Origin of the sequence: Streptomyces sp. NPDC052301, from assembly GCF_044593395.1 — a bacterium.
In the GTDB taxonomy this organism is placed as follows: Bacteria; Actinomycetota; Actinomycetes; order Streptomycetales; family Streptomycetaceae; genus Streptomyces.
The window spans coordinates 86,564-110,964 of the sequence record NZ_JBIUBE010000005.1 but is presented as its reverse complement, the minus strand read 5'-3'; the positions used below and the strand labels follow the sequence as shown (position 1 = coordinate 110,964).

The 24,401-nt window shown below is 71.3% G+C and carries 22 protein-coding genes and 4 pseudogenes; 14 read left to right on the top strand and 12 right to left on the bottom strand.

What is annotated here, in order from left to right:
- Positions 1 to 6: 6 nt before the first annotated feature.
- Complete coding sequence (locus tag ACIHEJ_RS14980) at positions 7 to 855, bottom strand: helix-turn-helix transcriptional regulator (RefSeq protein WP_400135241.1); 849 nt, start codon at positions 853 to 855, stop codon at positions 7 to 9.
- A 123-nt stretch (positions 856 to 978) separates the two neighbouring features.
- On the opposite strand from ACIHEJ_RS14980, the gene ACIHEJ_RS14975 reads away from it, so the two are divergent.
- Together ACIHEJ_RS14975 and ACIHEJ_RS14970 are read left to right on the top strand one after the other, a co-directional pair.
- Positions 979 to 1,839, top strand: a complete 861-nt coding sequence (locus ACIHEJ_RS14975) for an NAD-dependent epimerase/dehydratase family protein (protein WP_400135240.1) — start codon at positions 979 to 981, stop codon at positions 1,837 to 1,839.
- A 93-nt stretch (positions 1,840 to 1,932) separates the two neighbouring features.
- Positions 1,933 to 2,391, top strand: a pseudogene (locus tag ACIHEJ_RS14970) (transposase).
- A 34-nt stretch (positions 2,392 to 2,425) separates the two neighbouring features.
- Here ACIHEJ_RS14970 and ACIHEJ_RS14965 read toward each other — a convergent pair.
- A complete protein-coding gene (locus ACIHEJ_RS14965) occupies positions 2,426 to 3,007 on the bottom strand; it encodes a TetR/AcrR family transcriptional regulator (protein WP_400135239.1) in 582 nt (193 codons plus the stop codon).
- Positions 3,008 to 3,109: 102 nt separating this feature from the next.
- Between ACIHEJ_RS14965 and ACIHEJ_RS14960 the strand changes: the two genes are divergently transcribed.
- From ACIHEJ_RS14960 to ACIHEJ_RS14940, 5 genes and pseudogenes are all read left to right on the top strand, one after another.
- Entirely contained in the window at positions 3,110 to 3,238 is a 129-nt protein-coding gene (locus ACIHEJ_RS14960; protein WP_400135238.1) for a hypothetical protein, read from the top strand.
- 77 nt (positions 3,239 to 3,315) lie between these two features.
- A pseudogene (locus ACIHEJ_RS14955) lies at positions 3,316 to 4,224 on the top strand (NADP-dependent oxidoreductase); the annotation flags it as partial.
- 3 nt (positions 4,225 to 4,227) lie between these two features.
- Positions 4,228 to 4,659, top strand: coding sequence for an ester cyclase (locus ACIHEJ_RS14950; RefSeq protein ID WP_400136100.1), 432 nt, complete (start codon positions 4,228 to 4,230; stop codon positions 4,657 to 4,659).
- Positions 4,660 to 5,227: 568 nt separating this feature from the next.
- Positions 5,228 to 5,302 (top strand): annotated as a pseudogene (locus ACIHEJ_RS14945) (DNA-binding response regulator); the annotation flags it as partial.
- Between the two features lie 76 nt (positions 5,303 to 5,378).
- On the top strand, positions 5,379 to 6,050 hold the full coding sequence (locus tag ACIHEJ_RS14940) for a GntR family transcriptional regulator (protein WP_400135237.1): 672 nt from the start codon (positions 5,379 to 5,381) through the stop codon (positions 6,048 to 6,050).
- Positions 6,051 to 6,183: 133 nt separating this feature from the next.
- Here the strand turns inward: ACIHEJ_RS14940 and ACIHEJ_RS14935 are convergent.
- The 5 genes and pseudogenes from ACIHEJ_RS14935 to ACIHEJ_RS14915 all read right to left on the bottom strand — a co-directional run.
- A pseudogene (locus tag ACIHEJ_RS14935) lies at positions 6,184 to 6,297 on the bottom strand (IS5/IS1182 family transposase); the annotation flags it as partial.
- 37 nt (positions 6,298 to 6,334) lie between these two features.
- The gene (locus ACIHEJ_RS14930; protein WP_400135236.1) at positions 6,335 to 7,591 is read right to left on the bottom strand and encodes an MFS transporter; all 1,257 of its coding nucleotides are present in this window, start codon (positions 7,589 to 7,591) and stop codon (positions 6,335 to 6,337) included.
- Positions 7,588 to 8,916 (bottom strand): GH1 family beta-glucosidase, encoded by a 1,329-nt coding sequence (locus ACIHEJ_RS14925; RefSeq protein WP_400135235.1) that lies wholly within the window; start codon positions 8,914 to 8,916, stop codon positions 7,588 to 7,590. The genes ACIHEJ_RS14930 and ACIHEJ_RS14925 overlap by 4 nt, the downstream gene beginning before the upstream one ends.
- A gap of 57 nt (positions 8,917 to 8,973) precedes the next feature.
- The gene (locus tag ACIHEJ_RS14920; protein WP_400135234.1) at positions 8,974 to 9,240 is read right to left on the bottom strand and encodes a protealysin inhibitor emfourin; all 267 of its coding nucleotides are present in this window, start codon (positions 9,238 to 9,240) and stop codon (positions 8,974 to 8,976) included.
- 21 nt (positions 9,241 to 9,261) lie between these two features.
- A complete protein-coding gene (locus ACIHEJ_RS14915) occupies positions 9,262 to 10,332 on the bottom strand; it encodes a M4 family metallopeptidase (RefSeq protein WP_400135233.1) in 1,071 nt (356 codons plus the stop codon).
- A gap of 362 nt (positions 10,333 to 10,694) precedes the next feature.
- Between ACIHEJ_RS14915 and leuA the strand changes: the two genes are divergently transcribed.
- From leuA to ACIHEJ_RS14900, 3 genes are all read left to right on the top strand, one after another.
- Positions 10,695 to 12,416, top strand: a complete 1,722-nt coding sequence (leuA, locus tag ACIHEJ_RS14910; RefSeq protein WP_400135232.1) for a 2-isopropylmalate synthase — start codon at positions 10,695 to 10,697, stop codon at positions 12,414 to 12,416.
- Between the two features lie 183 nt (positions 12,417 to 12,599).
- On the top strand, positions 12,600 to 13,295 hold the full coding sequence (locus ACIHEJ_RS14905; protein ID WP_400135231.1) for a TerB family tellurite resistance protein: 696 nt from the start codon (positions 12,600 to 12,602) through the stop codon (positions 13,293 to 13,295).
- 50 nt (positions 13,296 to 13,345) lie between these two features.
- Positions 13,346 to 14,548, top strand: a complete 1,203-nt coding sequence (locus ACIHEJ_RS14900; protein ID WP_400135230.1) for an exo-alpha-sialidase — start codon at positions 13,346 to 13,348, stop codon at positions 14,546 to 14,548.
- On the opposite strand, the gene ACIHEJ_RS14895 is transcribed toward ACIHEJ_RS14900, so the two are convergent.
- Genes ACIHEJ_RS14895 through ACIHEJ_RS14875 form a run of 5 tightly spaced genes read right to left on the bottom strand, consistent with a single transcriptional unit; the run spans position 14,545 to position 21,032 of the window.
- Entirely contained in the window at positions 14,545 to 15,471 is a 927-nt protein-coding gene (locus tag ACIHEJ_RS14895) for a dihydrodipicolinate synthase family protein (RefSeq protein ID WP_400135229.1), read from the bottom strand. The two genes, ACIHEJ_RS14900 and ACIHEJ_RS14895, sit on opposite strands and share 4 nt — an antisense overlap.
- Positions 15,472 to 16,476, bottom strand: coding sequence for an oligopeptide/dipeptide ABC transporter ATP-binding protein (locus tag ACIHEJ_RS14890; protein ID WP_400135228.1), 1,005 nt, complete (start codon positions 16,474 to 16,476; stop codon positions 15,472 to 15,474).
- Positions 16,473 to 18,446 (bottom strand): dipeptide/oligopeptide/nickel ABC transporter permease/ATP-binding protein, encoded by a 1,974-nt coding sequence (locus ACIHEJ_RS14885; RefSeq protein WP_400135227.1) that lies wholly within the window; start codon positions 18,444 to 18,446, stop codon positions 16,473 to 16,475. Before ACIHEJ_RS14885 ends, ACIHEJ_RS14890 begins: the two co-directional genes overlap by 4 nt.
- Positions 18,446 to 19,402, bottom strand: a complete 957-nt coding sequence (locus ACIHEJ_RS14880; RefSeq protein WP_400135226.1) for an ABC transporter permease — start codon at positions 19,400 to 19,402, stop codon at positions 18,446 to 18,448. Before ACIHEJ_RS14880 ends, ACIHEJ_RS14885 begins: the two co-directional genes overlap by 1 nt.
- Positions 19,403 to 19,406: 4 nt before the next feature.
- A complete protein-coding gene (locus tag ACIHEJ_RS14875; protein ID WP_400135225.1) occupies positions 19,407 to 21,032 on the bottom strand; it encodes an ABC transporter substrate-binding protein in 1,626 nt (541 codons plus the stop codon).
- A gap of 430 nt (positions 21,033 to 21,462) precedes the next feature.
- On the opposite strand from ACIHEJ_RS14875, the gene ACIHEJ_RS14870 reads away from it, so the two are divergent.
- From ACIHEJ_RS14870 to ACIHEJ_RS14855, 4 genes are all read left to right on the top strand, one after another.
- Positions 21,463 to 22,095 carry a hypothetical protein gene (locus ACIHEJ_RS14870; RefSeq protein ID WP_400135224.1) on the top strand — a complete coding sequence of 211 codons (633 nt, stop codon included), beginning with the start codon at positions 21,463 to 21,465 and terminating at the stop codon, positions 22,093 to 22,095.
- 413 nt (positions 22,096 to 22,508) lie between these two features.
- Positions 22,509 to 22,724 carry a hypothetical protein gene (locus ACIHEJ_RS14865; RefSeq protein ID WP_400135223.1) on the top strand — a complete coding sequence of 72 codons (216 nt, stop codon included), beginning with the start codon at positions 22,509 to 22,511 and terminating at the stop codon, positions 22,722 to 22,724.
- Positions 22,725 to 22,754: 30 nt separating this feature from the next.
- Positions 22,755 to 23,501 (top strand): DNA repair protein RecO, encoded by a 747-nt coding sequence (recO, locus tag ACIHEJ_RS14860; RefSeq protein WP_366011480.1) that lies wholly within the window; start codon positions 22,755 to 22,757, stop codon positions 23,499 to 23,501.
- Positions 23,502 to 23,530: 29 nt separating this feature from the next.
- Positions 23,531 to 24,367 (top strand): isoprenyl transferase, encoded by an 837-nt coding sequence (locus ACIHEJ_RS14855; RefSeq protein ID WP_400135222.1) that lies wholly within the window; start codon positions 23,531 to 23,533, stop codon positions 24,365 to 24,367.
- Positions 24,368 to 24,401: the final 34 nt, after the last annotated feature.

The following is a 24,401-nucleotide window of genomic DNA, read 5'->3' as shown; positions in this document are numbered from 1 at the left end:
CGCCTTTCACGGCCGGGACGGTGTGAGGTCCTGCGTCCCCACCACCCTCAGCAGTTGCAGCCTCTCGTGCGACTCCGTTCCCGGGCGGGCCGTGTGGATGACGAGGTGCTGGTGGCGTTCGTGGGTCAGCAGAACCTCGCAGTCCAGTTCCAGCAGACCCACCACCGGGTGCAGGAAGCGTTTCGTGGAGGGCCGGCGCCGGGATACTGCGTGCTCGTTCCACAGCCGGTCGAACTCCTCGCTGGCCGAGCGGAGTTCGGCTACCAGGGACGCCGGTTCCGGGTCGTCGGGACGGGCCGCCGCCACCGCGCGGAGATTGGCCACGTGGTCGTGGGCGTGCGCCGACAGATCCTCCGGCGGGAAGAGCGCGCGGGCCGTGGGGTCGAGGAAGAAGCGCCGTGTCAGGTTCCGCTCCCGCGGCGGACGGGCGAGCGCGTCGCCGACCAGGGCCTTGGCCGGCGCGTTCTGCGCCAGCACCGTCCCGCAGTCCGTCACCACCTGCGCCGGGCAGTCGTACAGCCGGTCCAGGACCAGCAGCAGCCCCGGGCGCACATGCGCGGAGACGGTGTCCCGCCGCGGGGGCTCCTCGGCCGCCAGATGGAAGAGGTGGTCCCGCTCGTCGTCGGTCAGGCGCAGGGCGCGCGCCAGCGCGGTGAGCATCTGCCGGGACGGGCGGGGCCCGCGGCGCTGCTCCAGGCGCGTGTAGTAGTCGACCGACATGCCGGCCAGCGACGCCACCTCCTCCCGCCGCAGACCGGGGGTGCGGCGGCGGGCGCCGGGCGCCAGGCCCACGTCGGACGGGTCGAGGCGGGCGCGGGCACGGCGCAGGAAGTCCGCGAGTTCGGCTCGGTTCACCTCTCCAGGGTGCGGGAGACCGCGGGGCTTATCCAGGGAGTGCCGGTCCCCTGATCGGAAGGTCTCTCCCGCCCGGCACCGCACCGCCCGACAGTGATGGCACCAGAAGGAGAGGAACGGACCATGACGGTGACACTGGTGACGGGCGCGACGGGACAGGTCGGACGGCGCTTCGTGCCGAGGCTGCTGGCACAGACCCGGGCCGGGGAACAGGTGCGGGTGCTGGTGCGTGACGCGGCGCGCGGGGAGCGATTCGCCGAGCTGGGCGCGGAGGTCGTCACCGGGGACCTGCGGGACGAGGACGTACTCGGCAAGGCGGTGGCAGGGGCGGACGCCGTCGTGAACGTCGCCGCCTCCTTCCGGGGCGTCCCCGACGAGGAGGCGCGGGCCGTCAACCGGGACGCGGCCGTGGCCCTGGGCCGGGCCGCGCTGGTCTCGGGAGTGCGGCGGTTCGTGCAGGTCAGCACGGGACTCGTGTACGGCGTCGGACGCGGGCGCCCGCTGACCGAGGACGACGAGAGCCGGCCCGGCGGCGCGATGTGGGGCGCCTACCCGGAGTCCAAGGCCGCGGCCGAACGGGAACTCCTCGCGCTGGACGGCGAGATGGAGGTGCGCATCGCCCGTCTGCCCTTCGTGTACGGCGACGGCGATCCGCATCTCGCCCAGTCCCTGCGGTGGGCGGCGCACTGGGCGGCGACCCAGCGGCTGCACATGGGCCACCACGCGGACGTGGCCCAGGGGCTGCTGCGCCTGCTGCACGCCCCGGCCGTGCGCGGCCCCGTCCACAACATCGCCGACGACGCCCCGGTGACAGCGGTCGAGCTGCACCAGGTCAACGGCGCCGAGCTGCCCGCCGACCTGCACACCCGGACCGACCCCGACCCGTGGCTCGGCATCATGTCCACCGAGCGGATCCGCCGGGATCTCGGCTTCCGGCCGCTCTACCCGACCGTGTGGTCCGCCCGCGACGCGGGAGCCCTGTGAGCCGCCCGGCCGCCCGGGTCGACCAGGGCGTGTCTCTTTGATGGGCTCATCGATTGATCGGGTGTGCCTGTCCGATTAGTGATCACTGATGCGATGTGGGGCCGGATCGATCCGCTGATGCCGGCCGATCCGGTCCGAGGGCGGCGATGGCCGACCACCGCCGCCCCCTTGAGGCCATCGCGTGGAAGTACCGCACCAACTCGCCCTGGCGGGACCTCCCCGACGCGCCCGGTTCCTTCCAGACCGCTCACAAACGGCTGATCGGATGGGCCGTCGACGGCACCTGGGGAGATGATCCTGACCGCCGTCCTGGCGGCGGCGGACGCCGACGACGACATCGACTGGACGGTGTCGGCGACTCCACGGGCGTGCGGGCCCACCAGCACGCCGCCGGATCACTCAAGCAAGGCGTACCTGCAGCGCAACACCGTCGAGCGGTGCATCAACCACCTCAAGCAATGGCGCGGCCTGGCCGCCCGAACCGACAAGCCGGCGATCGCCTACCAGGCCGTACTCCACCTCGTGGGCATCCTCGTCCGGACCCGACACTGACCAAAGAGACAGAACCTCAGGCCGGCAGGTGCGCTCAGTCAGCGCCTGCGCGGCGGCTGGTGAGCCATTGGCTGACCGCGGTGTCGATGGCGGCATCGGTGACGGGTTGGCGGCTGATGAAGCGCCGGAACATGACCGGTCCGACGAGCTGCGCGAAGTCGTCGGCGGTCATCTGCAGGCCGGAGGGTTCGAGGAGGCGGTTGAGGGCCTGGTGGCGATCTTCACTGATCGTGGCGAGGGTGTTGGCTGCTTCCGGGTCGCGGTCGGCCTGGGCGGCCAGTGCCATCAGCGCACCGGCGGTGGCGGGGCCGTCGAGACCGTGGCGCAGGCTGTGCAGATACGCGGTGATGACGGTCTGTGGATCGTTGCCGGGCTCGGGGTAGGTGGAGCCGTCGCCGGATTCGAGGATCACGTCGACCAGGAGTGCTTCGCGGGTGGGCCAGTGGCGGTAGAGGGTCTGGCGGGTGACCTGGCCGCGCTCGGAGAGCAGTGAGTAGGTCAGAGCCGCCGGTCCGACGTCCGCAAGTAGTTCACGGGCGACGGCGAGTACCCGGTCGCGGGTGCGGCGGACCCGGGGGTTGGACAGGTTGGGCCGGGCGGGGGAGGCGTCAGTCACACATCAATCATACGGGTTGTATGCTTAGCTTGATTCATACAGAATGTGTGATTGTTGGTGTCGTCGACTTCCGGTCGGCGCAGCGAAGCAAGGAAAAGCACCATGGCTGCCACCATCGGTCCCGGCGCCGGCATCTTCACCGTGCCGGTGTCCTTCACCGTCCCCGCCGGGCCCGGTGATGCCGGGTGCCGGCCCTGCACGATCGCCTTCCAGGACACCGCCGCAGCCTGAACCCCGCCCCCCGAGGCCGGCACATGGCGGCGCGTTGAACTCTCACCCGCACCACCGTCTTCCGTAAGGACACTTCCATGCCCACCGCTGTCACCTTCGACCGTTTCGGCGGTTCTGAGGTCCTCGCCGTCACCGAGGTCGCCCTGCCCGAGCCCGCGCCCCACGAGGTCCGGGTCAAGGTCAGGGCCGCCGGCGTCAATCCCCTGGACAACAAGATCCGCCGGGGTGACCTGGCGGGTGTCTTCCCCGTCGATTTCCCCGTGGTGCCGGGTGTGGACGCCGCGGGCGTCGTCGACGCCGTCGGGGCCGACGTCACCGGGATCACCGTGGGGGACGAAGTCTTCGGTGTCACCCCGGCCGGCTCCTACGCCGAGTACGCGCTGATGCCCGCCCCCGTGGCCAAGCCCGCCGCCCTCTCGTGGGAGCTTGCGGCCGCGCTGCCCACGGTGGGGGAGACCGCCTTCCGCGCCCTGAAGCACCTCGGCCTCGAATCCGGGCAGACCCTGCTCGTCCATGGCGCCGCCGGCAGTGTCGGCGCGATCGCCGTGCAACTTGCCGCCGCCCGCGGCGTCACCGTCATCGGCACCGCGAGCGCCACCGATCTCGACCGCGTGAACGCCCTCGGCGCGACTGCGGTCACCTACGGTCCCGGCTGGCCGGAGCGGGTGCGCGCGGCGGCCCCGCAGGGTGTGGACGCCGTGTTCGACACCTCCGGTGCTGGTGTCCTGCCGGAGTCCGTCGACCTGGCCGGCGGCCCCGACCGCGTCATCACCATCGCCGACATGTACGCCGCCCAGTACGGGGTGCGCTTCACCGGCATGGACCCCGCCGACCGCGCCCTGGAAGCCCTGCCCGAACTCGCCGAACTCGCCGCCTCCGGCCGGCTCACCGTCGAGATCTGGCGCACCTACCCCCTCACCGAAGCCGCACAGGCGCAGGACGACATCGACCACCGCCGCAACCACGGCAAGATCATCCTCCTGCCGGCAGTGCCCACCCACGCAGACCTGCCTGGCATCGAGCACCTCGCCCGGCGCTTCTACCAGGCGTTCGACACCGCAGATCCGGACCTGCTCGACCAAGTCCTCGCCCAGGACTGGACACCCCAGCCGCCCGTTCCCGGGAACCCCGGCGGCCCCGAGGGGCAGAAGCAGACCCTGCGGTTTCTGCACAGCGTCTTCGAAGACCTGCGCTACCAGGTCGACGACGTCGTCGTCGAGGGAAGCACCGTCGCGGTGCGCGCCAGGCTGTCCGGCCGCCAGGTCGGCGAATTCCTGGGCGTCCCCGCCACCGGACGCAGGATCGAGATGACCACCATGGAATTCCACCAGGTCCACAACGGCCGCATCACCACCACCTGGCACCTGGAAGACTTCTTCGGCGCCCAACTGCAGATGGCAGGCACCCCGCCGCAGACCTGATCACGACCAGCACCTTCGATGGGCCGTGGCCAATCTGGCCCTGGGTCGGCTACGTGCGGGGCGCAACTGGAGTCCGGCCGTTCTGAGGGCGCCGGATCGCAGTGAGATGGGCGTCCGAGCGCACCGAACAGCCCGACCGGTGACGGCGTAGCCACTGCTGACATGTCACGCGGCGGCGCGGTCATCGTTGCCATGCCGCCGCGTCGCTCCACCACCCCACAACCGCGTGCCCGGCCTGGGCAGATCTACGCAGTCGCGGTTGGCACACAGCGCCGGACGGACGGGTGGGCCGATGTGCCCCGACTGCAGCCCGGCCCGGCAACCATCGGGCGTGCGGCGGCAGGGGACAACGAGCGCAGAGCAGGGTTTCAGGGCAGCCTGGCCGGCCGCAGACTGCCCGTCGAGCGGTTGGCGCGACAGGAGCACCGTACTGGCGGGTGCCCGGTTGGTCATCGCCGAACGAACCGCCCACCGAAATCAGGCAGAAGGTGTCGGCCACCGAGGCGATCTGCTCCCCTTTCAGGTGCAGAACCCACAGGCTGCGGCCAGACCGTCGGCCGACGGCACACTCCACCTGCGTGACCGCACCCAAGCAGCCGTCTTCGCTTACGAAACCGGACTCGTCCGCCCCACCGGCCAATGAACCTTGGACCACGACAAGCGGTCCTGACGAAGAGCCACCTCCCTACCCTGCACGCACCCACGGTGATGAGGACGCCATGACCCACGCAACACGCACCCTGCCGATCCACCACGGCGCCGACGAGCCGCACGCCCTCCGCCTCCGCATCCACGAAACCCTGCTCGTGGAGATCATCGAAGGGACGCTGCCGCCGGACACCGGGTTGGACGAGACGCACACCGCCCAGCGACTGCAAGCCCCCCAGATCCGGGTGCGAGAAGCCATGCTCATGCTCGCCTCCCAGCGACTGGTCGAGTACACCGGCCCCCACGCCGCGCGCGTGACGAGCATCGACGTCACCGAAAGCCGGCACACAGCAACCGTCCTGCACGGCCTGTACCGCACCGCCCTGACCGCGATCCCCTGGCCACTGACCGAGGACCTTCTCCAGACGCTGCGCAACTGCGCCGCCGCACACGTGCGCGCCACTACCCACCACGACGCCGCCGAAGCCCTCGCCAACGAGATGGCCCTCTGGAACACCTTCGTCCACGCCTGCACCAACCGGCCGCTGTACGACGCCGTCACCCACCTCACCCCCGTATGGCAACGAGCACACCGCCTCCACCTGCCCCCCACCACCGCCCACGAAGCCGACTGGAACACCCTTCTGACCGCCTGCACCACCGGCAACCGGCAACAAGCCCTCCACCACCTCGACACTCACTGGACACAGATCGACCACCGCCTCACCCGCAGCACCAGCTGAACAGGGCAGACGTCATGGCCAGGCGGTGGTTGATGCACCGCTCGACGGTGTTGCCCTGCATGTACGCCTCGCTGCCGAAGGCGGGCGGACGGCCACCGAGTCGGCCTCTCCGTCGGCGGTGGCCGACTTGGCCGGCCTCAAGGGGGCGGCGGTGGTCGGCCCATCGCCGCCCTCGGACCGGATCGGCCGGCATCAGCGGATCGATCCGGCCCCACATCGCATCAGTGATCACTAGTCGGACAGGCACCCCCGATCAACCGGTGAGCCCATCCAAGAGACACGCCCTAGTCGACGCCCTTGATCCGTCCGACCAGCACCGCCCCGGCCAGCCCGATCACCGCCGCCACGAGATACAGCACCCGGTACCCGCCGAGGTAGGTGACGATCGGCGCGGCCAGGGCGGGGGCCGCGACCTGGGGCAAGGCGTTGGCCACGTTGATCACGCCGAGGTCCTTGCCCCGGTCCAGGGCCTTCGGCAGGACGTCGGTCATCAGCGCGAAGTCCACGGAGGTGAACACGCCGAAGCCGACGCCCAGCACCGCCGCCGCGGTGACCGCGCCCGGCCAGGTCTGCCAGGCGGACAGCCCGGCCGTGGCCACCGCCATGAGCAGCCCCGACCAGACGACGAACGGCTTGCGCCGGCCCACCCGGTCGGACCAGACGCCGCCCACCACGACGGTCGCCATCAGGGTCAGGCTGTTGACCGCCGTCAGGATCAGCACGCCCTGGCCGGGGTCGTGGTGGTGGAGGCGGTCGCGGAGGTAGTAGAGCAGGTACAGCAGGACCAGGGAGTTGCTCAGGTTGATCAGGAAGCGGGTCAGCCATGCCCAGCCGAGGTCGGGGTGGCGGCGCGGGCTCAGCCAGAAGCCCGCCAGGAAGCCCCGCCACGACCAGGTGGGGCGGTCCTCGGCCGCCAGCCGCAGATCCTCGAACCGCAGCACGTACGGCAGCACCCCCACCACCGTGAACACCGCGCAGGCCACGTACCCGGCGCCGGTCCCGCCCGCCGCCGTGGCCAGACCCGTGCCGCCGACCACGCCCAGGATCTGCGCGGCACCCAGCCAGCCGCCCACCGCGCCCCGCTGACGCCGTGGCACCCGGTCCGGCACGGCCGCCGTCACCGCCGCGAACGCCGCGTTCAGGGTGAGCTGCACCAGGCACCAGCCCAGCGTCATCGTCCCCACCCCGCCCGCGTCCGCGAGGACCAGCAGGGACAGCGCCCCGCCCGCCGTACCTGCCACGATCCACGGGGTACGGCGGCCCCGGCGGGCCGTGGTCCGGTCCGACAGCGCGCCGAAGAGGGGGTTGGCGAGCAGTGAGACCACCGCGCCCGCCCCCGTCACCCACGCCAGCAGCGTCTCCTTCGCCATCCCGGAGCCGGGCGCGAACTCCCCGGCCTGGGAGGCGAGCAGGATCTGCAGCGGCCCGAACCAGCCCACCCAGATCGCCCCGTTGGCCAGTGACAGCGCTGCCGTCCAGTCCCGGCCGACGGGTTCGACGGGCTCGGCGAGGGCGGCGCGGGCCGGTCGGACGGTGGTCATCCCCGTGCCGGTCGTCTCTGCGCCCGGAGCACGTCCCGGAACCAGTGGTAGGAGGCCTTGGGGGTGCGCTCCAGGGTGTCGTAGTCGACGTGCACCAGGCCGAAGCGGCGCGCATAGCCCTCGGCCCACTCCCAGTTGTCCAGCAGGGACCAGACGAAGTAGCCGCGCACGTCCACGCCGGCCTCCAGCGCGGTGTGCAGGGCGCGCAGGTGGCCGTCCAGGTAGGCGATGCGGTCCTGGTCGTCGATGCCCTCGTAGGAGCAGCCGTTCTCGGTGATGACGACGGGCGGGAGCCGGTCGCCGTACCGGTCCCGGAAGCCGCACAGCAGCTCGGTGAGGCCCTCGGGGACCACCGGCCAGCCGAAGTCGGTGACCGGGCGTCCCTCGATCTCCCGTACGGAGAAGGGGAGTTCGGCGGGCAGGGTGAGTCCGCCGTACTCGGCGTCGCCGCCGCCGGGTGCCCCCACCTTCGTCGGGGCGTAGTAGTTGATGCCGTACCAGTCGACCGGCTCGGCGATGACCTTCAGGTCGGCCTCGACGTCCCCCGGCATCAGCGCGTCCAGCCCGTCCGGGTAGCGGCCGAGCAGCACGGGTTCGGCGAACAGGCGGTTGAGCAGGAGGTCGTAGAAGCCGGCCGCCTCCGTGTCGGCGGGGTCCGGCGAGGCGGCCCAGGTGGGACCGTGGGAGTTGGCGATGCCGATGTCCGCCGCGCCGGCCGCGCGCAGGGCCCGTACGGCGAGGCCGTGGGCGAGGAGCTGGTGGTGGGCGACCGGGAGGGCGTCGAAGAGCAGCTTCCTGCCGGGGGCGTGGGCGCCGAGGGCGTGGCCCAGCAGGGTGTGCTCGGCCGGTTCGTTGAGGGTGATCCACTTGGTGACCCGGTCGCCGAGCCGCTCGGCGACCACGGACACGTGGTCGGCGAACCGGGCCGCCGTGTCCCGCTCCAGCCAGTCCAGCGAGGCGGGCAGGTCCCAGTGGAAGAGGGTGGGCACGGGACGTACGCCCGCCGCGCACAGTTCGTCGACCAGGCGGTCGTAGAAGTCCAGGCCGCCCGGGGAGCCGACGCGGGGCCAGGAGACCGAGAAGCGGTAGGCGTCCACGCCGAGTCCGGCGAGGAGGGCCACGTCCTCGGGGTAGCGGTGGTAGTGGTCGCACGCCACCGCCGCGGTCGAGCCGTCCTTCACCCGCCCCGGCTCGGCGGTGAACACGTCCCACACGGACGGCTCCCGCTCGTCGGCCGCCCCCTCGATCTGATGGGCGGAGGTCGAGACACCCCACAGGAAGCCGTCCGGGAACCGAGGTATCGGATTGCCTGCGTCAGTCGCCATGGCCGGATCATCCTTACCCCCGGTAACGGAAGTCAACGCCCCGGCGGAAACCGGCGGTCACGCACCCTCCTTCAGCACCCGGGAGACCAACTCCCTTTCATCCTCGGTGAGTCGGGGGTCGGCCGCGTACACCGTGCGGCCGTCCACGGTGATCTCGTACCGGAAGCCGTCCGGGACGCCGGCGGGCGGGGCGGGCCGCCCGGACGCGAGGACGCGTTCGCCCAGGGCCCGCCACTGTGCCGCGTCGGGCCGGGTCGAGGTGTCCACCTCGGCCCGGCGCTCGATACCCGCGAAACCGCCCGTGCGCCGCACTCGAATACGCATGGGTGACTGTCTAGTACGGAACTACAGCGTCCGCACCCCGACCTGCTCCCAGGCCTTCTGCACGGCCTGCAGCTCGTCCCCGGCCCCGTACCGCTCCCGGGCCGCCTTCACCGTCAGCGTGGCGAACTCGGCGAACAGCGCGTCCTCCTTCAGGTCGCCGCCGGTCAGCACGTCGTACCAGACCTGTCCCGCCTTCTCCCAGGCGTAGCCGCCGAGGGCGTTCGCGACCAGGTAGAAGGCGTGGTTCGGGATGCCGGAGTTGATGTGCACACCGCCGTTGTCGCGGCCCGTGCGGACGTAGTGCTCCATGGTCGCCGGCTGCGGGTCCTTGCCGAGCCGCGGGTCGTCGTAGGCCGTGCCCGGTGCCTTCATGGAGCGCAGCGCGGTGCCGTGGACGTGCGGGGCGAGCAGCCCGGCGCCGATCAGCCAGTCGGCCTCGGCGGCGGTCTGGCCGAGCGAGTACTGCTTGATCAGCGAGCCGAAGACATCGGACAGCGACTCGTTGAGCGCGCCGGACTGACCGAAGTAGGCCAGGTTGGCGGTGTGCTGGGTGACGCCGTGGGTCAGCTCGTGGCCGATGACGTCGACCGGGATCGTGAAGTCGAGGAAGATCTCGTTGTCGCCGTCGCCGAACACCATCTGCTCGCCGTTCCAGAAGGCGTTGTCGTACGACTCCCCGAAGTGCACGGTGGCGTCCAGCGGCAGCCCGTTGTCGTCGATGGAGTGCCGGCCGTACGCCTTCAGGTACAGCTCGAAGGTGGCGCCGAGGCCCGCGTAGGCGCGGTTGACGGTGGCGTCGGAGCCGGGGTCGGAGCCCTCCTCGCGGACCTTCGTGCCGGGCAGGTCCTGGGTGTGGCGTGCGTCGTAGATGGTGCGGTGCGGCCGGTCGGTGCCGGCGCCGACAGGGACGGCGACGGCGGGCGCGCCGATCACCGTGGTCAGGCGGCGCTTGGTGCGCTGGAAGGCGTCGTGCTCCAGGGACCGGCGGGCCGGGGTGGAGAGAGCAGGGTCCTCGTTGCGGGCGAGCTGGTCGAGGACGTGCGGCGGCACGATGGTGCAGAAGACGGGCTCGGAGCCCCCGTTGGTCGTCATGCCCGGCACCCTTGCACTGCGTGACCTAAGTGTCACTACCTGCCACCATGATTGGTGAAATACCGGGACAGGGGCCGCGACGCTCCGTGACGATGTGCTACGGCGGCGTGGTGTCACGTGGTGGCAATGTGGGACGGCGCACTTTTTATCCCTTTTATTCGGGCGGTCCCGCATACTGGAACGCGTCCCCGCGTCCAAGGCGGCTCGGCTAGGCTGCGAAGCATCATGCGTTTCGGGCTGCTTCTTCTTAGCTGCCGCGGCGAGGGCCTGTAGTCGAGGCCGACTCCCTCCCCGCGGAGCTTGGCGTTGCGTCGTCGGCCGTCCAGTCGGACATCCGGACACCCTCAAGGAGCCCCCGCACCATGGCGAACCGCCAGCAGCCCAGCCCCATGCCGACCCACAAGTACGGCCGCTACGAGCAGGTGGACATCCCGGACCGCACCTGGCCGGAGAAGCGGATCACCGCAGCGCCCCGCTGGCTCTCCACCGACCTGCGTGACGGCAACCAGGCCCTGATCGACCCGATGTCGCCCGAGCGCAAGCGCCGGATGTTCGACCAGCTGGTGAAGATGGGCTACAAGGAGATCGAGGTCGGCTTCCCCGCCTCCGGCCAGACCGACTTCGACTTCGTGCGCTCCATCATCGAGGAAGAGGGCGCGATCCCCGAGGACGTGACGATCTCCGTCCTCACCCAGGCCCGCGAGGACCTGATCGAGCGGACCGTGGAGTCCCTGAAGGGCGCCCGCCGGGCCACCGTCCACCTGTACAACGCCACCGCCCCGGTCTTCCGCCGGGTCGTCTTCCGCGGCTCCAAGGACGACATCAAGCAGATCGCCGTCGACGGCACCCGCCTGGTGATGGAGTACGCCGAGAAACTGCTGGGCCCCGAGACCGAGTTCGGCTACCAGTACAGCCCGGAGATCTTCACCGACACCGAGCTGGACTTCGCGCTGGAGGTCTGCGAGGCGGTCATGGACGTCTACCAGCCGGGGCCGGGCCGCGAGATCATCCTCAACCTGCCCGCCACCGTGGAGCGCTCGACCCCGTCCACGCACGCGGACCGCTTCGAGTGGATGCACCGCAACCTCTCCCGCCGCGAGTACGTCTGCCTGTCCGTCCACCCCCACAACGACCGCGGCACGGCCGTGGCGGCGGCGGAGCTGGCGGTCATGGCCGGCGCCGACCGCGTCGAGGGCTGCCTGTTCGGGCAGGGCGAGCGCACCGGCAACGTCGACCTGGTCACCCTGGGCATGAACCTGTTCTCGCAGGGCGTCGACCCGCAGATCGACTTCTCCGACATCGACGAGATCCGTCGTACGTGGGAGTACTGCAACCAGATGGAGGTCCACCCGCGCCACCCGTACGTGGGCGACCTGGTCTACACGTCCTTCTCCGGCTCCCACCAGGACGCCATCAAGAAGGGCTTCGACGCCATGGAGGCCGACGCCAGGGCCAAGGGCGTCACCGTCGACGACATCGAGTGGGCGGTGCCGTACCTGCCGATCGACCCCAAGGACGTCGGCCGCTCCTACGAGGCCGTCATCCGCGTCAACTCGCAGTCCGGCAAGGGCGGTATCTCCTACGTCCTGAAGAACGACCACAAGCTGGACCTGCCGCGCCGGATGCAGATCGAGTTCTCCAAGCTCATCCAGGCGAAGACGGACGCCGAGGGCGGCGAGATCACGCCGAAGGAGATCTGGGCGGTCTTCCAGGACGAGTACCTGCCGAACCCGGAGAACCCGTGGGGCCGCGTGCAGGTCAGGACCGGCCAGTCGACGACCGACACCGACGGCGTGGACACCCTCACCGTCGAGGCCACCGTCGACGGCGAGGACACCGTACTGACCGGCTCCGGCAACGGTCCGATCTCGGCCTTCTTCGACGCCCTGCAGTCCATCGGCCTGGACGTACGCCTGCTGGACTACCAGGAGCACACCATGAGCGAGGGCGCCTCCGCGCAGGCCGCCTCCTACATCGAGTGCGCGATCGACGGCAAGGTCCTGTGGGGCATCGGCATCGACGCGAACACGACGCGTGCGTCGCTGAAGGCGGTCGTCTCCGCCGTCAACCGCGCGAGCCGCTGATCCCTCCGACCGGGAGTTTCGACGCCCCGACCGCCGGCAACGGCGGCCGGGGCGCCGTCGTTTCTCGGCCATCGCGCCCCTCAGGTCACGGACAGGTCTCGTACGAGGTACTGACTCAGCCTCCGGATGTGGCTAACATCACGCCAGCGCGGCGATGCTGCCGCGCGGTTACGGAGGTGCGACGTGCTGCCAGTACGGGGACGAGACGACCGTGCCACCAGGGCTGTGCGCATCCTGGGCACCCGCACCGCATGGACACCCGTGGGAGACGGCGAGTTCTTCTGCCCCGGCTGCGGAGGCGACCGCAACTACCAGCGGCTCACCGGCCGCCGCCGCCTCACCCTGCTCGGGCTGCCGCTGCTGCCGCGCGGAGCCACCGGACCGGTCGTGGAGTGCGCCGCCTGCCGGCACCACTTCGGCACCGACGTCCTCGACCACCCCACCACGCGCCGCTTCTCGGGGATGCTCCGCGACGCCGTGCACACCGTCGCCCTGGCCGTGCTCGCCGCGGGCGGCACCGCGTCCCGTACGGTGCTGGAGACGGCCGCCACGACGGTCCGCGCGGCCGGCTTCGACGACTGCACCGAGGACCAGCTGGCCGCCCTGGTCGAGGCCCTCGCCGCCGACACCGGCCGGGTCTGCGAACAGCCCTGCGGCACCAGCCTGACCATAGAGCTGCACGAGGCCCTGGACCCGCTCGCCCCGCACCTCGCCCGGGTCGGCCGCGAGTCCCTGCTCCTCCAGGCGGCCCGCATCGCCCTCGCCGACGGCCCCTACACCCCCGCCGAACGCGACGCCCTGACCACGGTCGGCGCCGCCCTGACGATCTGCTCGGCCGATGTGACCCGGCTGCTGGCCGCCGCCCGCACGCCGTCGTGATGACCCCTACGGAGTAACGGCGGCCCGCCGAATCCGGGCAGCATCACACCGTGACCCCGCTGAACCGCGCCCTCCTCACCAGCCTCGCCCTCCTCGCCTCCTTCGCCCCCCGCCCACCCGCCGCCCACGCCGGTCCCGCGCACACCGGCTCCGCCCATGCCGGGCACGGCTGTGTCTCCTCGGTGCCGTACGTGTCCGGGAAGGGTGGCTACGCCACCTACCGCATCCCCGCCGTGGTGCGCACCGGCACGGGCACCGTCCTGGCCTTCGCCGAGGGGCGGCGCGACGGCGCCGCCGACACGGGTGACATCGACGTGGTGCTGCGCCGCTCCACCGACGGCGGCTGCACCTGGGGCCCGCTGACCGTGGTGGCCGCCGGCCGCGGGGACACCCGAGGCAACCCGGCACCCGTGGTCGACCCCGGCACCGGCGCCGTCGTCCTCGTGACCTGCGGCAACAGCGGGACGGTGACGGAGGCGCAGATCATGCGCGGCGAGGTCCCGGCGTCCCGGGGCCGCCGGGTGTACGTGCAGCGCAGCGGGGACGACGGCCGCCACTTCTCGCGCCCCACGGAGATCACGGCCCAGGTGAAACGGCCCGGCTGGCGCTGGTACGCGACCGGCCCCGGCCACGCGGTGGCCCTCACCCGGGGCCCCCGTGCCGGCCGTCTGCTCGTCCCCGCCGACCACTCCGCGGCCCCGCCCGCAGGCTCCCACGACACCGGCCGGGAGCCCCGCTACTACGGCGGCCACGCCCTCTACAGCGACGACGGGGGGCACACCTGGCACCTCGGCTCCGAGGACGCCACCTACGACGGCCGCACCAACACCAACGAGACCAGCGCGGCCCAACTCTCCGACGGCCGCGTCTACTTCAGCGCCCGCGATCAGGGCGGCACCGCCCCGGGCAACCGCCTCGGCACCTACTCCGGCGACGGCGGCCGGACCCTGGAGCGCCCCTACACCGTCCAGCCCTCCCTGAACGCCGTCCCCATGGTGCAGGCCGCCCTCCTCCAGCTCCAGGGCCCGCACGCCCCCCTGCTGCTGTCCGCCCCCTCCGTCCCCACGGCCCGCCGGGCCATGGCGATCTGGTCCAGCACGGACGCCGGCCGCACCTTCGGCAAGCTGCTCACCCTCTCGGACCGGCCGGCCGCCTACTCCGACCTGGTCCAGCTCGCCCCCACCACGGTCGGCGTCCTCCACGAGACCGGCGCCCACTCCGCGATCGAGTTCCGCCGCGTGCGCCTGCCCTAGAGCAGCCCCGCCGCCGCGAGGAACTTGCCGACCTTCTCGACCTCCTCGCCCGACAGCGGCACCTGCGGTTCGGCCGTCGCCGCGCAGGCGATGACCCCGCGCAGATGCAGTGCCGCCTTGAACGCGCCCAGCGCCGACGAACTCCCGCCCATCCGGGCCGGGTCGCCGGCCCCCACCATCCCGAACAGCGCGTACAGCCGCTCCTGCTCGGCCCGCGCGCCCTCCCAGTCACCCGCCCGGCACAGCCGGTACAGGCGCACGTAGCCGTGCGGGTCGACGTTGGCGAGGCCCGGCACCGCCCCGTCGGCACCCAACGCGAGGGCCGAGTCCACGATCAGCTCGGAGCCGGTCAGCACGCTGAACCCGGCGTGCGCCCGGGCCCCCACCACCACCTCACGGAAGGCGCCCAGATCCCCGCTGGAGTCCTTCAGACCCGCCAGCACCCCGTCGGCGGCCAGTCCCAGCAGCAGGTCGGCGGGGAGCTTGCTGTGCACGGCGACGGGGATGTCGTAGGCGATGACGGGGACCGGGCTGGCGGCCGCGATCCGGCGGTAGTGGTGGACGATCTCCGAGCGGTGGGTGCGGGCGTAGAAGGGCGCGGTGACGACGACGGCCTGCGCACCGGCGGCGGTGACCGCGGCGACATGGTCCAGGACCCTCGGGGTGGTCATGTCGATGGCCCCGGCGAGGACGGGCAGCTGACCGCCGGCATGGGCGACCACCGCCTCCACCACCTGCCGCCGCTGCCGGTCCGTCAGGAACGCCGCCTCCGAGGTCGACCCGAGCAGGAACAGGGCGTGCACCCCGCCCGCCACCAGATGGTCGACCAGCCGGAGCAGCGAGGGCACGTCCACCTCGCGCTCCGGTGTGAGCGGCGTGCAGACGGGCGGGACGACACCGGTGAGCGGGGCGGGGAAGGTCATTCACGGCTCCTGGCGTGCGAGGTCGCGGGTCGACTGGTCCTCCTCCACAGGATGGTGACAGCGGTAGCGGTGTCCGGGCTGCGACGCGGCCGAGAAGCCCGGCATCGCCTCGGCACACAGGTGATCCGCCTTCCAGCAGCGGGTGCGGAACGGGCAGCCGCTCGGCGGACGGGTCGCCGAGGGCACCGGCCCGGTCAGCGGGATCGGGTCGATCGGGTCCAGCAGTCCGGGCGTGGCCGAGAACAGGGCGCGGGTGTACGGGTGCCGGGCCGCGTCGGTGACCCGGTGGGCCGGGGTCTCCTCCACGATCCGGCCCAGGTACATGGTGATCACCCGGTCGCTCATCCGCCGTACCGTCTGGATGTCGTGCGAGACGAACACCAGGGCGAGGCCGAGGCGTTCCTTCAGGTCCAGCAGGAGGTTGAGGATCTGCGCGCGGACCGACACGTCCAGGGCGCTGGTCGGCTCGTCGGCGACGACCAGGGCCGGGTCCAGGGCGAGCGCGCGGGCGATGGCGACCCGCTGCCGCTGCCCGCCCGACAGCTGCCCCGGCAGGGCGTCCGCCAGGGCGCGGGGCAGCCCCACCAGACCCATCAACTCCGCTACTCGCTGCTCGCGTTCGGCCCTCGTCCCGCGCTGGTGCACGTCCAGCGGGTCGCGCAGGATCCGCCGTACGGTCAGCCGCCGGTTCAGCGCCGTCGACGGGTCCTGGAAGATCATCCCGGTGCCCGCGCCCACCGTGGCCCGGCGTTCCGCCGCAGGCATCGCCCACAGGTCCCGGCCCGCGTACGACACCGTCCCGGACGTCGGCCGCTCGACGCCCACCAGCACCTTCGCCAGCGTCGACTTCCCGCACCCCGACTCGCCGACCACCCCCACCGTCTCACCGGGCGCCACGGTGAGTCCGGCGCCGGTCAGCGCGTACACCCGGTCCCGGCGGAACAGGCCGCCGCTGCGCGCCCGGTGGACCACATGGGCGTCCCGTACCTCGACGACAGCGGTCACTGCAGGGCCTCCTCGCTCTCCGCCGTCAGATGCACCGCCGGGTGGTGGCAGGCGGCGGTGTGCGTGGCCGTGCCCGCCAGGACGGGTGCGGTGGTGTGGCAGACCTCGGTGGCCAGCGGACAGCGGTCGGCGAACCGGCAGCCCGCCGGGAAGTCGGCCGGGGCCGGCACGACCCCCTTGATCTGTGTCATCCGCGACTCGGCCGACTCCAGCGACAGCACGCTGCCGAGCAGGCCGCGCGTGTAGTGGTGGGCGGGCGCGGCCACCAGGTCGGCGGTCACCCCGGTCTCCACGATCTGCCCGCCGTACATCACCGCCACCCGGTCGGTGACGTCGGCGACGAGCGCCAGGTCGTGCGAGACCAGGATCAGCGCGAAGCCCAGCTCCTCGCGCAGCCGCAGCAGCAGTTCCATGACCTGGGCCTGCACGGTGACGTCCAGGGCGGTCGTCGGCTCGTCGGCGACGATCAGCTTCGGGTCGCGGGACAGGGCCATCGCGATCAGGACGCGCTGCCGCTGACCGCCGGACAGCTCGTGCGGGTAGCTGCGCAGGGTGCGCTCGGGGTCCAGCCCGACCAGCTCCAGCAGCTCCCGCGGACCGCGCCGACCGCCGCGCCGGACCAGCTGCTTCAGCTGGGCGCGGATCGTCATCGCCGGGTTCAGGGAGGACAGGGCGTCCTGGTAGACCATCGCCATCTCGTGCCCGAGCAGCCGCCGCCGGGCCCGCGTCGGCTCGGCGAGCAGGTCTCGCTGCCGGAAGCGGACCTGGCCGCGGACCCGGGCCCCCTTCGGCTGCAGCCCCATCACCGTGAGCGCGGTCAGCGACTTCCCGCACCCCGACTCGCCCACCAGCCCCAGCACCTCCCCGGGGTACACCTCGAAGCCGACCCCGTCCACGATGTCCACGCCCCGGTGCCGGTCCGGGAAGCCGACGGCGAGGTTCTCGACCGCGAGCACCGGCTGCCCGCCGCTCCCGGGCAGCGGCCGGGCCCGGGAGCGCAGCCGCCGGGCGGCCTCGGTCAGACCGGGCAGCCGCAGCACCTCACCGCTGCCCGTCTCCGGTGTCTGGAGCCGGTCCCGGGGTGCCTCCACCTCCCGCGCGGCCGGCGCCGCCCAGGCGTCCGAGACCCCCTCCGAGAGGATGTTCAGCGACAGGACGGTGAGCAGGATCAGCAGCCCGGGGAAGACGGTCGCCCACCAGCCACCCGTCAGCACCATGTTCTTGCCGTCGGCGATGACACTGCCCCAGGACGGGTCCGGTGGCCGCACGCCCGCGCCGATGAAGGACAGCGACGCCTCGAACACGATCGCCTCGGCGACCTGCACCGTGCAGAACACCAGGACGGGGGCGGCACAGTTGACGGCCACGTGCCGCAGCACGATGTGCGGCGTGCGGGCGCCGATCACCCGTTCCGCCGTGACGTAGTCCTCCCCGTACTGGTCGAGGACGTTCGCCCGCACCACCCGCGCCACCGGCGGCGTGAACAGAAAGGCGATCGCGCAGATCAGCACCCCGATCCCACCGCCGAACACGGCCACCAGCACCGCCGCGAGCGCGATCCCCGGGAACGCCATCACCACGTCCAGGCAGCGCATCAGCGTCTCGTCCACCGCCTTGCGGGAGGTGGCGGCCAGCGCCCCGAGCAGCGCCCCGACGACCAGGGCGAGCCCGGTCGCGCCCAGCCCGATCGCCAGGGACCAGCGGGCGCCGTACATCAGCCGGCTGAGGATGTCCCGGCCGAGGCTGTCCTGTCCCATCCAGTGCGCGGCCGACGGATGCCCCGTGCCGCCGACCGGGTCCTGCTGGTCCAGCGGATCGTCGGGGGCGAGCAGTGGGGCGAGTACGGCGACCAGCACCACCACGGTCAGGAAACAGACGGCGACCTTCGACAGCAGCGGCAGCCGGCGCAGGCCGCGCAGCCGGACGCCGGGCCGCGAGAGCCGCTCGGCGAGAGACGCGCGCGTGATCATCAGGCCGCCCTCAGACGTGGGTTGACCAGCAGATACAGGATGTCGATGGCGAGGTTCACGACGACGAACCCGGTGGCGGTGGTGAGGACCACGCCCTGGACGACGGCCGGGTCGCCGTTCTGCACGGCGTCGATCATCAGCTTGCCCATGCCGGGCAGCGAGAAGATCGTCTCGATGACGACGGCACCGCCCAGCAGGTAGCCGACCCGCAGCCCGAGCACGGTCAGCGGATTGACCAGGGCGTTGCGGAGCACGTTCCGCCCGACCACCACCCGGGGCGGCAGCCCGCTGCCGATCGCGGTCCGTACGTAGTCCTTGTCCAGCTCCTCCACGACCGAGGTCCGCACGATCCGGGTGAGCTGCGCGGCCACCGGCAGGGACAGGGCGAGGGCGGGCAGCGCCATGGTCTTCAGCCAGCCGGAGACCGAGTCGGCCGGGTTGATGTACCCGCCGGTCGGGAACCAGCCCCGGTCCACCGCCAGGTACTGGATCATCAGCAGCGCCAGCCAGAACCCGGGCGCGGCGACACCGACCAGCGACACCACCCGGATGACCTGGTCCGGCAGCCGGTCCCGGTAGACGGCCGCCGTGACCCCGCCGGCGAGTGCGAGGACGACGGCGATCAGCAGCCCGAGGAAGGTCAGCTGCAGGGTGAGCGGCAGGGCCGTGCCGACCTGGTCGGCGACCGGGGCCCGGGTCAGGGCGCTGGTGCCGAGGTCGCCGTGGAGGAGATCACCGACGAAACGGACGTACCGCACGGGCAGCGGATCGAGCAGCCCGTTGCGCGCCCGGAAGTCGTGCAGCTGCTGCGGGGTCGGGTTCGCCCCCTGGAAGAACGCGGACGCGGGGTCGACGTGCGAGAACCGCATCACCAGGAACACGAACAGCACGATCCCGAGCAGCAGCGGCACCAGCAGCGTGACACGGCGCAGCAGGATGCGTACGACGGCGGTCATGCCGTCAGACCCACCGGGCCCGGAGGAGGTTGATGCCGGGGTAGGGCTGTGCCCTTATCCCGGTCAGCTTGCGCGGGTCCCACGCCGTCATCAGCTCGTTGTGGACGACCGGATACAGCACGGCCTGCTCGGCGACGACGTCGATGTAGTCCTGGACCATCACCTTCTTCCGCGCCGGATCCGGCTCCCGGGTGGCCCGGTCCATGTCCTTGAAGAGCTGCTTGGCGACCGCGTTGTCGGCCCAGCCGGTGTAGTTCATCCAGAGGTTCTGCGGTCCGTAGTTGTAGTGCATGATCAAATCGGCGTCGAGCCCGAACTGGTTGGGGTTCGAGGCCGCGGCGACGACCTGGTAGTCCTGTTTCTGGTCCATCTTGGTGAACACGGCCGTGGTCTCCTGCGGCGCGAGGGTCGTCTCCACGCCGGCCGCGTCCCAGGAGGACTTGATGGTGGGCAGACAGTCGACGATCCAGCTCACGTTCACCGCCAGGATCTCGACCTTCAGATTCCGGACGCCGGCCGCCTTCAGCAGGGCCTTCGCCTTCTCGGGGTCGTAGTCGTAGACGGTCCTGGCCCGCCGGTAGCTCGGATTGCCCTCGTTCAGGAAGGAGGACGCGGGCCTGCCGTGCCCCTTCAGGGCGACCTGCACCATCTTCTCGGTGTCGATGGCGTAGTGCAGGGCCTGCCGTACCCGCACGTCGTCGAACGGCTTGTGCCGGGTGTTGAACATCAGGAAGAGGTTGTTCATCCCGGCACCGCCCGCGACCTTCATCCCGCCCTGCTCCAGGCGGGGGATGTTGGCGTAGGGGATGTTGTCGGCGATCTGCGCGCCTGCGCCGGTCCCGGAGATCTTCGCGACGCGTGGAGCGGCGTCCACGATGGTCAGCCAGTTCATGCGCTTGAAGGCGGGCTTGCGCGGGCCGTTGTAGGCGGCGAACGCCTCGAAGGTGGTGTTGGACTTCGGGTGGTGCGCGGTCTGCCGGTACGGGCCCGAGCCCACGGCCAGCCCCTTGATCGCGTCGTCCCAGGCCCCGGGCGCGGAGAACACGTGCTTCGGCATGACCTTGGCCAGGGTGAGCCGGGCGAGCCCGTCCGGGAAGGGGAACTTCAGCACCAGCTCGACGGTCCGCGCGTCGACCTTCCTGACCTCCTTCAACCAGCTCACGAAGAAGCCCTTGGCGAGGGTCTGGGTCTTCGGGTCGAGGATCCGGTCGAAGACGAACACCACGTCGTCGGCGGTGACGGGCTTGCCGTCGTGGAAGGTCGCGCCGCTTCGGAGGGTGAACCGCCAGGTGGTGGCGTTCGCGTCCTTCGGGACCTCGGTGGCCAGTGCCGGATACGGCACCCGGGTGATCGGGTCGGTGTCCAGCAGCCCCTCGTAGATGTGGTTGTTGGCGGCCATGCTGAACGCCGAAGCCGTCTGCGTGGGATCCCAGCTGCCGTCGTTGCCGTACCCGATCACGGCGGTCAGCGTCCGGTCCTTGCCGCTGCCCCCGCTCCCGGTGTCGTTGGTGGACTCGGGGCCGGCGGAACAGCCCGCCAGCGCGGCGCCCACGCCCAGCGCCGCGGCGCCCGTCAGGAAGGACCGGCGTCGCGGCGCCGGCACCTCGGGGATCGTCACGTCGTCGCGCACGGGTCCTCCTGGTGAGTGGGTGGGGGAGGGGAGGTACGACGTCCTACGTCCGGTGGGTCAGCGCGACCATAGGAGGGGCGGTGGGGGCGGTCAAGGGTGCGCACGCGAATGGCGGAGCCGCCAGAGGTCGGCCCAATGACCGGTTCGAAGGGGGCCCTGAATCCGGCGGCTCTGACGGTCGCTCAGCTCGGCGAGTGACGATAGATCAGATTATCACCTTGAAAGGCTAACTGCCTATCAACTGACTTTGAAATGGGGCCAGTTGTCGACGCCCCGACGGTCCGTCAGGCGGCCTGAGGTCCCTCGTTCGGCTCAAGGGGAGGGGTCTGTCGAGTTGCCCGATATGACAGGTATTCAGGTGGTTAGTACGTTCATCACACGCCGACTGTTTCGGCTGTCTCTCGCCAGACATCAGACAGGAGAAGTTCGCATGCTCAAGATCCACCGCTCCACCGCTGTCACCGCGGGGATCGCCGCTGCCGCGGCCCTGGTCGCAAGCGGTATCACCTACGCCTCGGCGTCCACCAGCGCCACCCGGGCACCCAGTGTCATCGCCGGCGGCACCGGTACGGCTCCCGTCGCCACCGACCCCGGAAGCGCCAGCAAGGGCAACGAGGGCGTCGCCGTGATTGCCGGGGGCACCGTCCAGGGTCGCCAGCCCGAGCACCGCGAGAACCGCGAGCACCGCGAGCACCGCGAGCACCACGAGGAGGGGCGGATCCAGATCAACGAGCGGAGCTACTCCAGCCACCCGGGGGAGTGCGTGGTCGTGGCCCTCGTGGGCACCGCAGGCCGCATCGCCAACAGCCTGAACATCTTCAACGACAGTGACAGGACCGTCGACGTGTTCAAGGGGCCCGTCTGCGACAACGGGGCTCCCATCGCACACGTCGAGCGCGACAGCACCGCCTACAACGTGAACCCCGACGACTGCTGCGAGCCGAACACGGGGGGTAACGTCTGCCTGGCCAGCTTCCGAGTGGTCCACGAGCGCGACCACCACGACGACCACGACGACCGCGACGACCGCGGCGACCGCGGCGACCGCGGCGACGACCACTGACCCGACAGCCTGAAGCGGATCCCCCGGCCCGCCGTAATCGGGCCGGGGTCTCCGCCAGGGCCGTCCGTCCCCGGGGTTGCCGCCCCGGGTGACGGCCCGCACTGATCATTGTCCGGCCATGACAGGCGCCGTGCACGCGCTGTCAGGGCCGGACATGTTCGTTTCGGCCTTCGGATGTGGAGCCCATGCCTCGCGGGCCATGGGCAACCCCCTTGTCCCGCCCCGAACTTCAAGGGCGCAGACGCCTGCCGAGTGTAGAGGCGGAGCGTCACTTCCGATGCACGAAGAGTGAAAGTCGGAAAGAGAGGGGAGCGGGGTGGCTGGAACCCGAGAGGCGGAGGAGACGGAACCTTGAAGGAATTGCGGTCGGCTCCGGGAAGGGCCGAAGCGCCGGTGGGGCAGGGGGCACCGCGGTGAAGCACCCCGTCGGCAGCCATGTCGTGGACACTCGTACCGGGCGGCTCGGGATCGTCATGGGGCATGAGGGGCCCTACGTCCAGCTGAGACCCTACGGAGGGGGCCGGGAGTGGGACGCCGAACCCGATGCCGTGCGGCCCGCCACCTCCGCCGAGCGGCTGAGCGCGGCGACCGCGCGCGCGAACGCCCGCAGTCGGGGAGAGACGCTCTAGCCGCTCCCGGCATGGGCGAGAATGGGTGCCATGAGTCTGTTCCGCGACGACGGCATCGTGCTGCGCACCCAGAAGCTGGGTGAGGCGGACAGGATCATCACGTTGCTCACCCGGGGGCACGGGCGGGTGCGGGCCGTGGCCCGAGGGGTGCGGCGGACCAAGTCGAAGTTCGGGGCCCGGCTGGAGCCCTTCTCCCACGTCGACGTGCAGTTCTTCGCGCGCGGGAGCGAGCTGGTCGGGCGCGGGCTGCCGTTGTGCACCCAGAGTGAGACCATCGCGCCGTACGGTGGCGGGATCGTCACCGACTACGCCCGTTACACCGCCGGTACGGCCATGCTGGAGACCGCCGAGCGGTTCACCGACCACGAGGGCGAGCCGGCCGTGCAGCAGTACCTGCTGCTCGTCGGGGCGCTGCGGACGCTGGCGCGCGGTGAGCACGCCCCGCATCTCGTCCTCGACGCCTTCCTGCTGCGGTCGCTCGCCGTCAACGGCTACGCCCCCACCTTCAGCGACTGCGCGAAGTGCGGCATGCCGGGTCCGAACCGTTTCTTCTCGGTCGCCTCCGGCGGCTCCGTCTGCGTCGACTGCCGGGTGCCCGGCAGCGTCGTACCCTCGCCCCAGACCCTGGTCCTGCTCGGAGCGCTGCTTACGGGAGACTGGGAGACGGCGGACGCCTGCGAGGCGCGCTACGTCCGGGAAGGCAGCGGGCTGGTGTCCGCCTATCTGCACTGGCACCTGGAGCGCGGGCTGCGTTCGCTCAGGTACGTCGAGAAGTAACACCCCACGAAGAGGGAGACGAGAAGCACATGGTGGTACGTGGGTTCCTGGGGCGACAGCGGCGCGAGTACAGGGCGCCGGAGCCGCACCCGTCCGGTGCGCGCCCGCCGAAGCTCCCCGGCGAGCTGGTCCCCAGCCATGTGGCGATCGTCATGGACGGCAACGGGCGCTGGGCCAAGGAGCGCGGGCTGCCGCGCACCGAGGGACACAAGGTCGGCGCCGAGCGCGTGCTGGACGTGCTCCAGGGGTCCATCGAGATCGGCGTCCGCAACATCTCCCTGTACGCCTTCTCCACCGAGAACTGGAAGCGGTCGCCCGACGAGGTCCGCTTCCTGATGAACTTCAACCGTGACTTCATCCGCAAGACCCGCGACCAGCTCGACGAACTCGGGATCCGGGTGCGCTGGGTGGGGCGCATGCCCAAGCTGTGGAAGTCGGTCGCCAAGGAGCTGCAGATCGCCCAGGAGCAGACCAAGGACAACGACCTGCTGACGCTGTACTTCTGCATGAACTACGGCGGGCGGGCCGAGATCGCCGACGCGGCGAAGGCGCTCGCCGAGGACGTGGCGGCGGGGCGGCTGGATCCGGGCAAGGTCGGCGAGAAGACCCTCCAGAAGTACCTGTACTACCCCGACATGCCGGACGTGGACCTCTTCCTGCGGCCCAGCGGGGAGCAGCGCACCTCCAACTACCTGCTCTGGCAGAGCGCGTACGCCGAGATGGTCTTTCAGGACGTGCTGTGGCCGGACTTCGACCGCCGTGACCTGTGGCGGGCCTGCCTCGAATTCGCCTCCCGGGACCGGCGGTTCGGCGGGGCGATCCCGAACGAGGAGCTGCTTGCCATGGAGGGCAAGTCCACCTCGTAGTCACCGGTTCTTCATCGGGGCCGTCGAGGATGCG

Coding starts and splice junctions, on each gene's coding strand:
- ACIHEJ_RS14975 (WP_400135240.1), top strand. CDS start 979: ATGACGGTGACACTGGTGACGGGCGCGACGGGACAGGTCGGACGGCGC.
- ACIHEJ_RS14960 (WP_400135238.1), top strand. CDS start 3,110: ATGGCTGCCACCATCGGTCCCGGCGCCGGCATCTTCACCGTGCCGGTG.
- ACIHEJ_RS14940 (WP_400135237.1), top strand. CDS start 5,379: ATGACCCACGCAACACGCACCCTGCCGATCCACCACGGCGCCGACGAG.
- ACIHEJ_RS14930 (WP_400135236.1), bottom strand. CDS start 7,591: ATGACCACCGTCCGACCGGCCCGCGCCGCCCTCGCCGAGCCCGTCGAA.
- ACIHEJ_RS14925 (WP_400135235.1), bottom strand. CDS start 8,916: ATGGCGACTGACGCAGGCAATCCGATACCTCGGTTCCCGGACGGCTTC.
- ACIHEJ_RS14920 (WP_400135234.1), bottom strand. CDS start 9,240: ATGCGTATTCGAGTGCGGCGCACGGGCGGTTTCGCGGGTATCGAGCGC.
- ACIHEJ_RS14915 (WP_400135233.1), bottom strand. CDS start 10,332: ATGACGACCAACGGGGGCTCCGAGCCCGTCTTCTGCACCATCGTGCCG.
- leuA (WP_400135232.1), top strand. CDS start 10,695: ATGGCGAACCGCCAGCAGCCCAGCCCCATGCCGACCCACAAGTACGGC.
- ACIHEJ_RS14895 (WP_400135229.1), bottom strand. CDS start 15,471: ATGACCTTCCCCGCCCCGCTCACCGGTGTCGTCCCGCCCGTCTGCACG.
- ACIHEJ_RS14885 (WP_400135227.1), bottom strand. CDS start 18,446: ATGATCACGCGCGCGTCTCTCGCCGAGCGGCTCTCGCGGCCCGGCGTC.
- ACIHEJ_RS14880 (WP_400135226.1), bottom strand. CDS start 19,402: ATGACCGCCGTCGTACGCATCCTGCTGCGCCGTGTCACGCTGCTGGTG.
- ACIHEJ_RS14870 (WP_400135224.1), top strand. CDS start 21,463: ATGCTCAAGATCCACCGCTCCACCGCTGTCACCGCGGGGATCGCCGCT.
- recO (WP_366011480.1), top strand. CDS start 22,755: ATGAGTCTGTTCCGCGACGACGGCATCGTGCTGCGCACCCAGAAGCTG.
- ACIHEJ_RS14855 (WP_400135222.1), top strand. CDS start 23,531: ATGGTGGTACGTGGGTTCCTGGGGCGACAGCGGCGCGAGTACAGGGCG.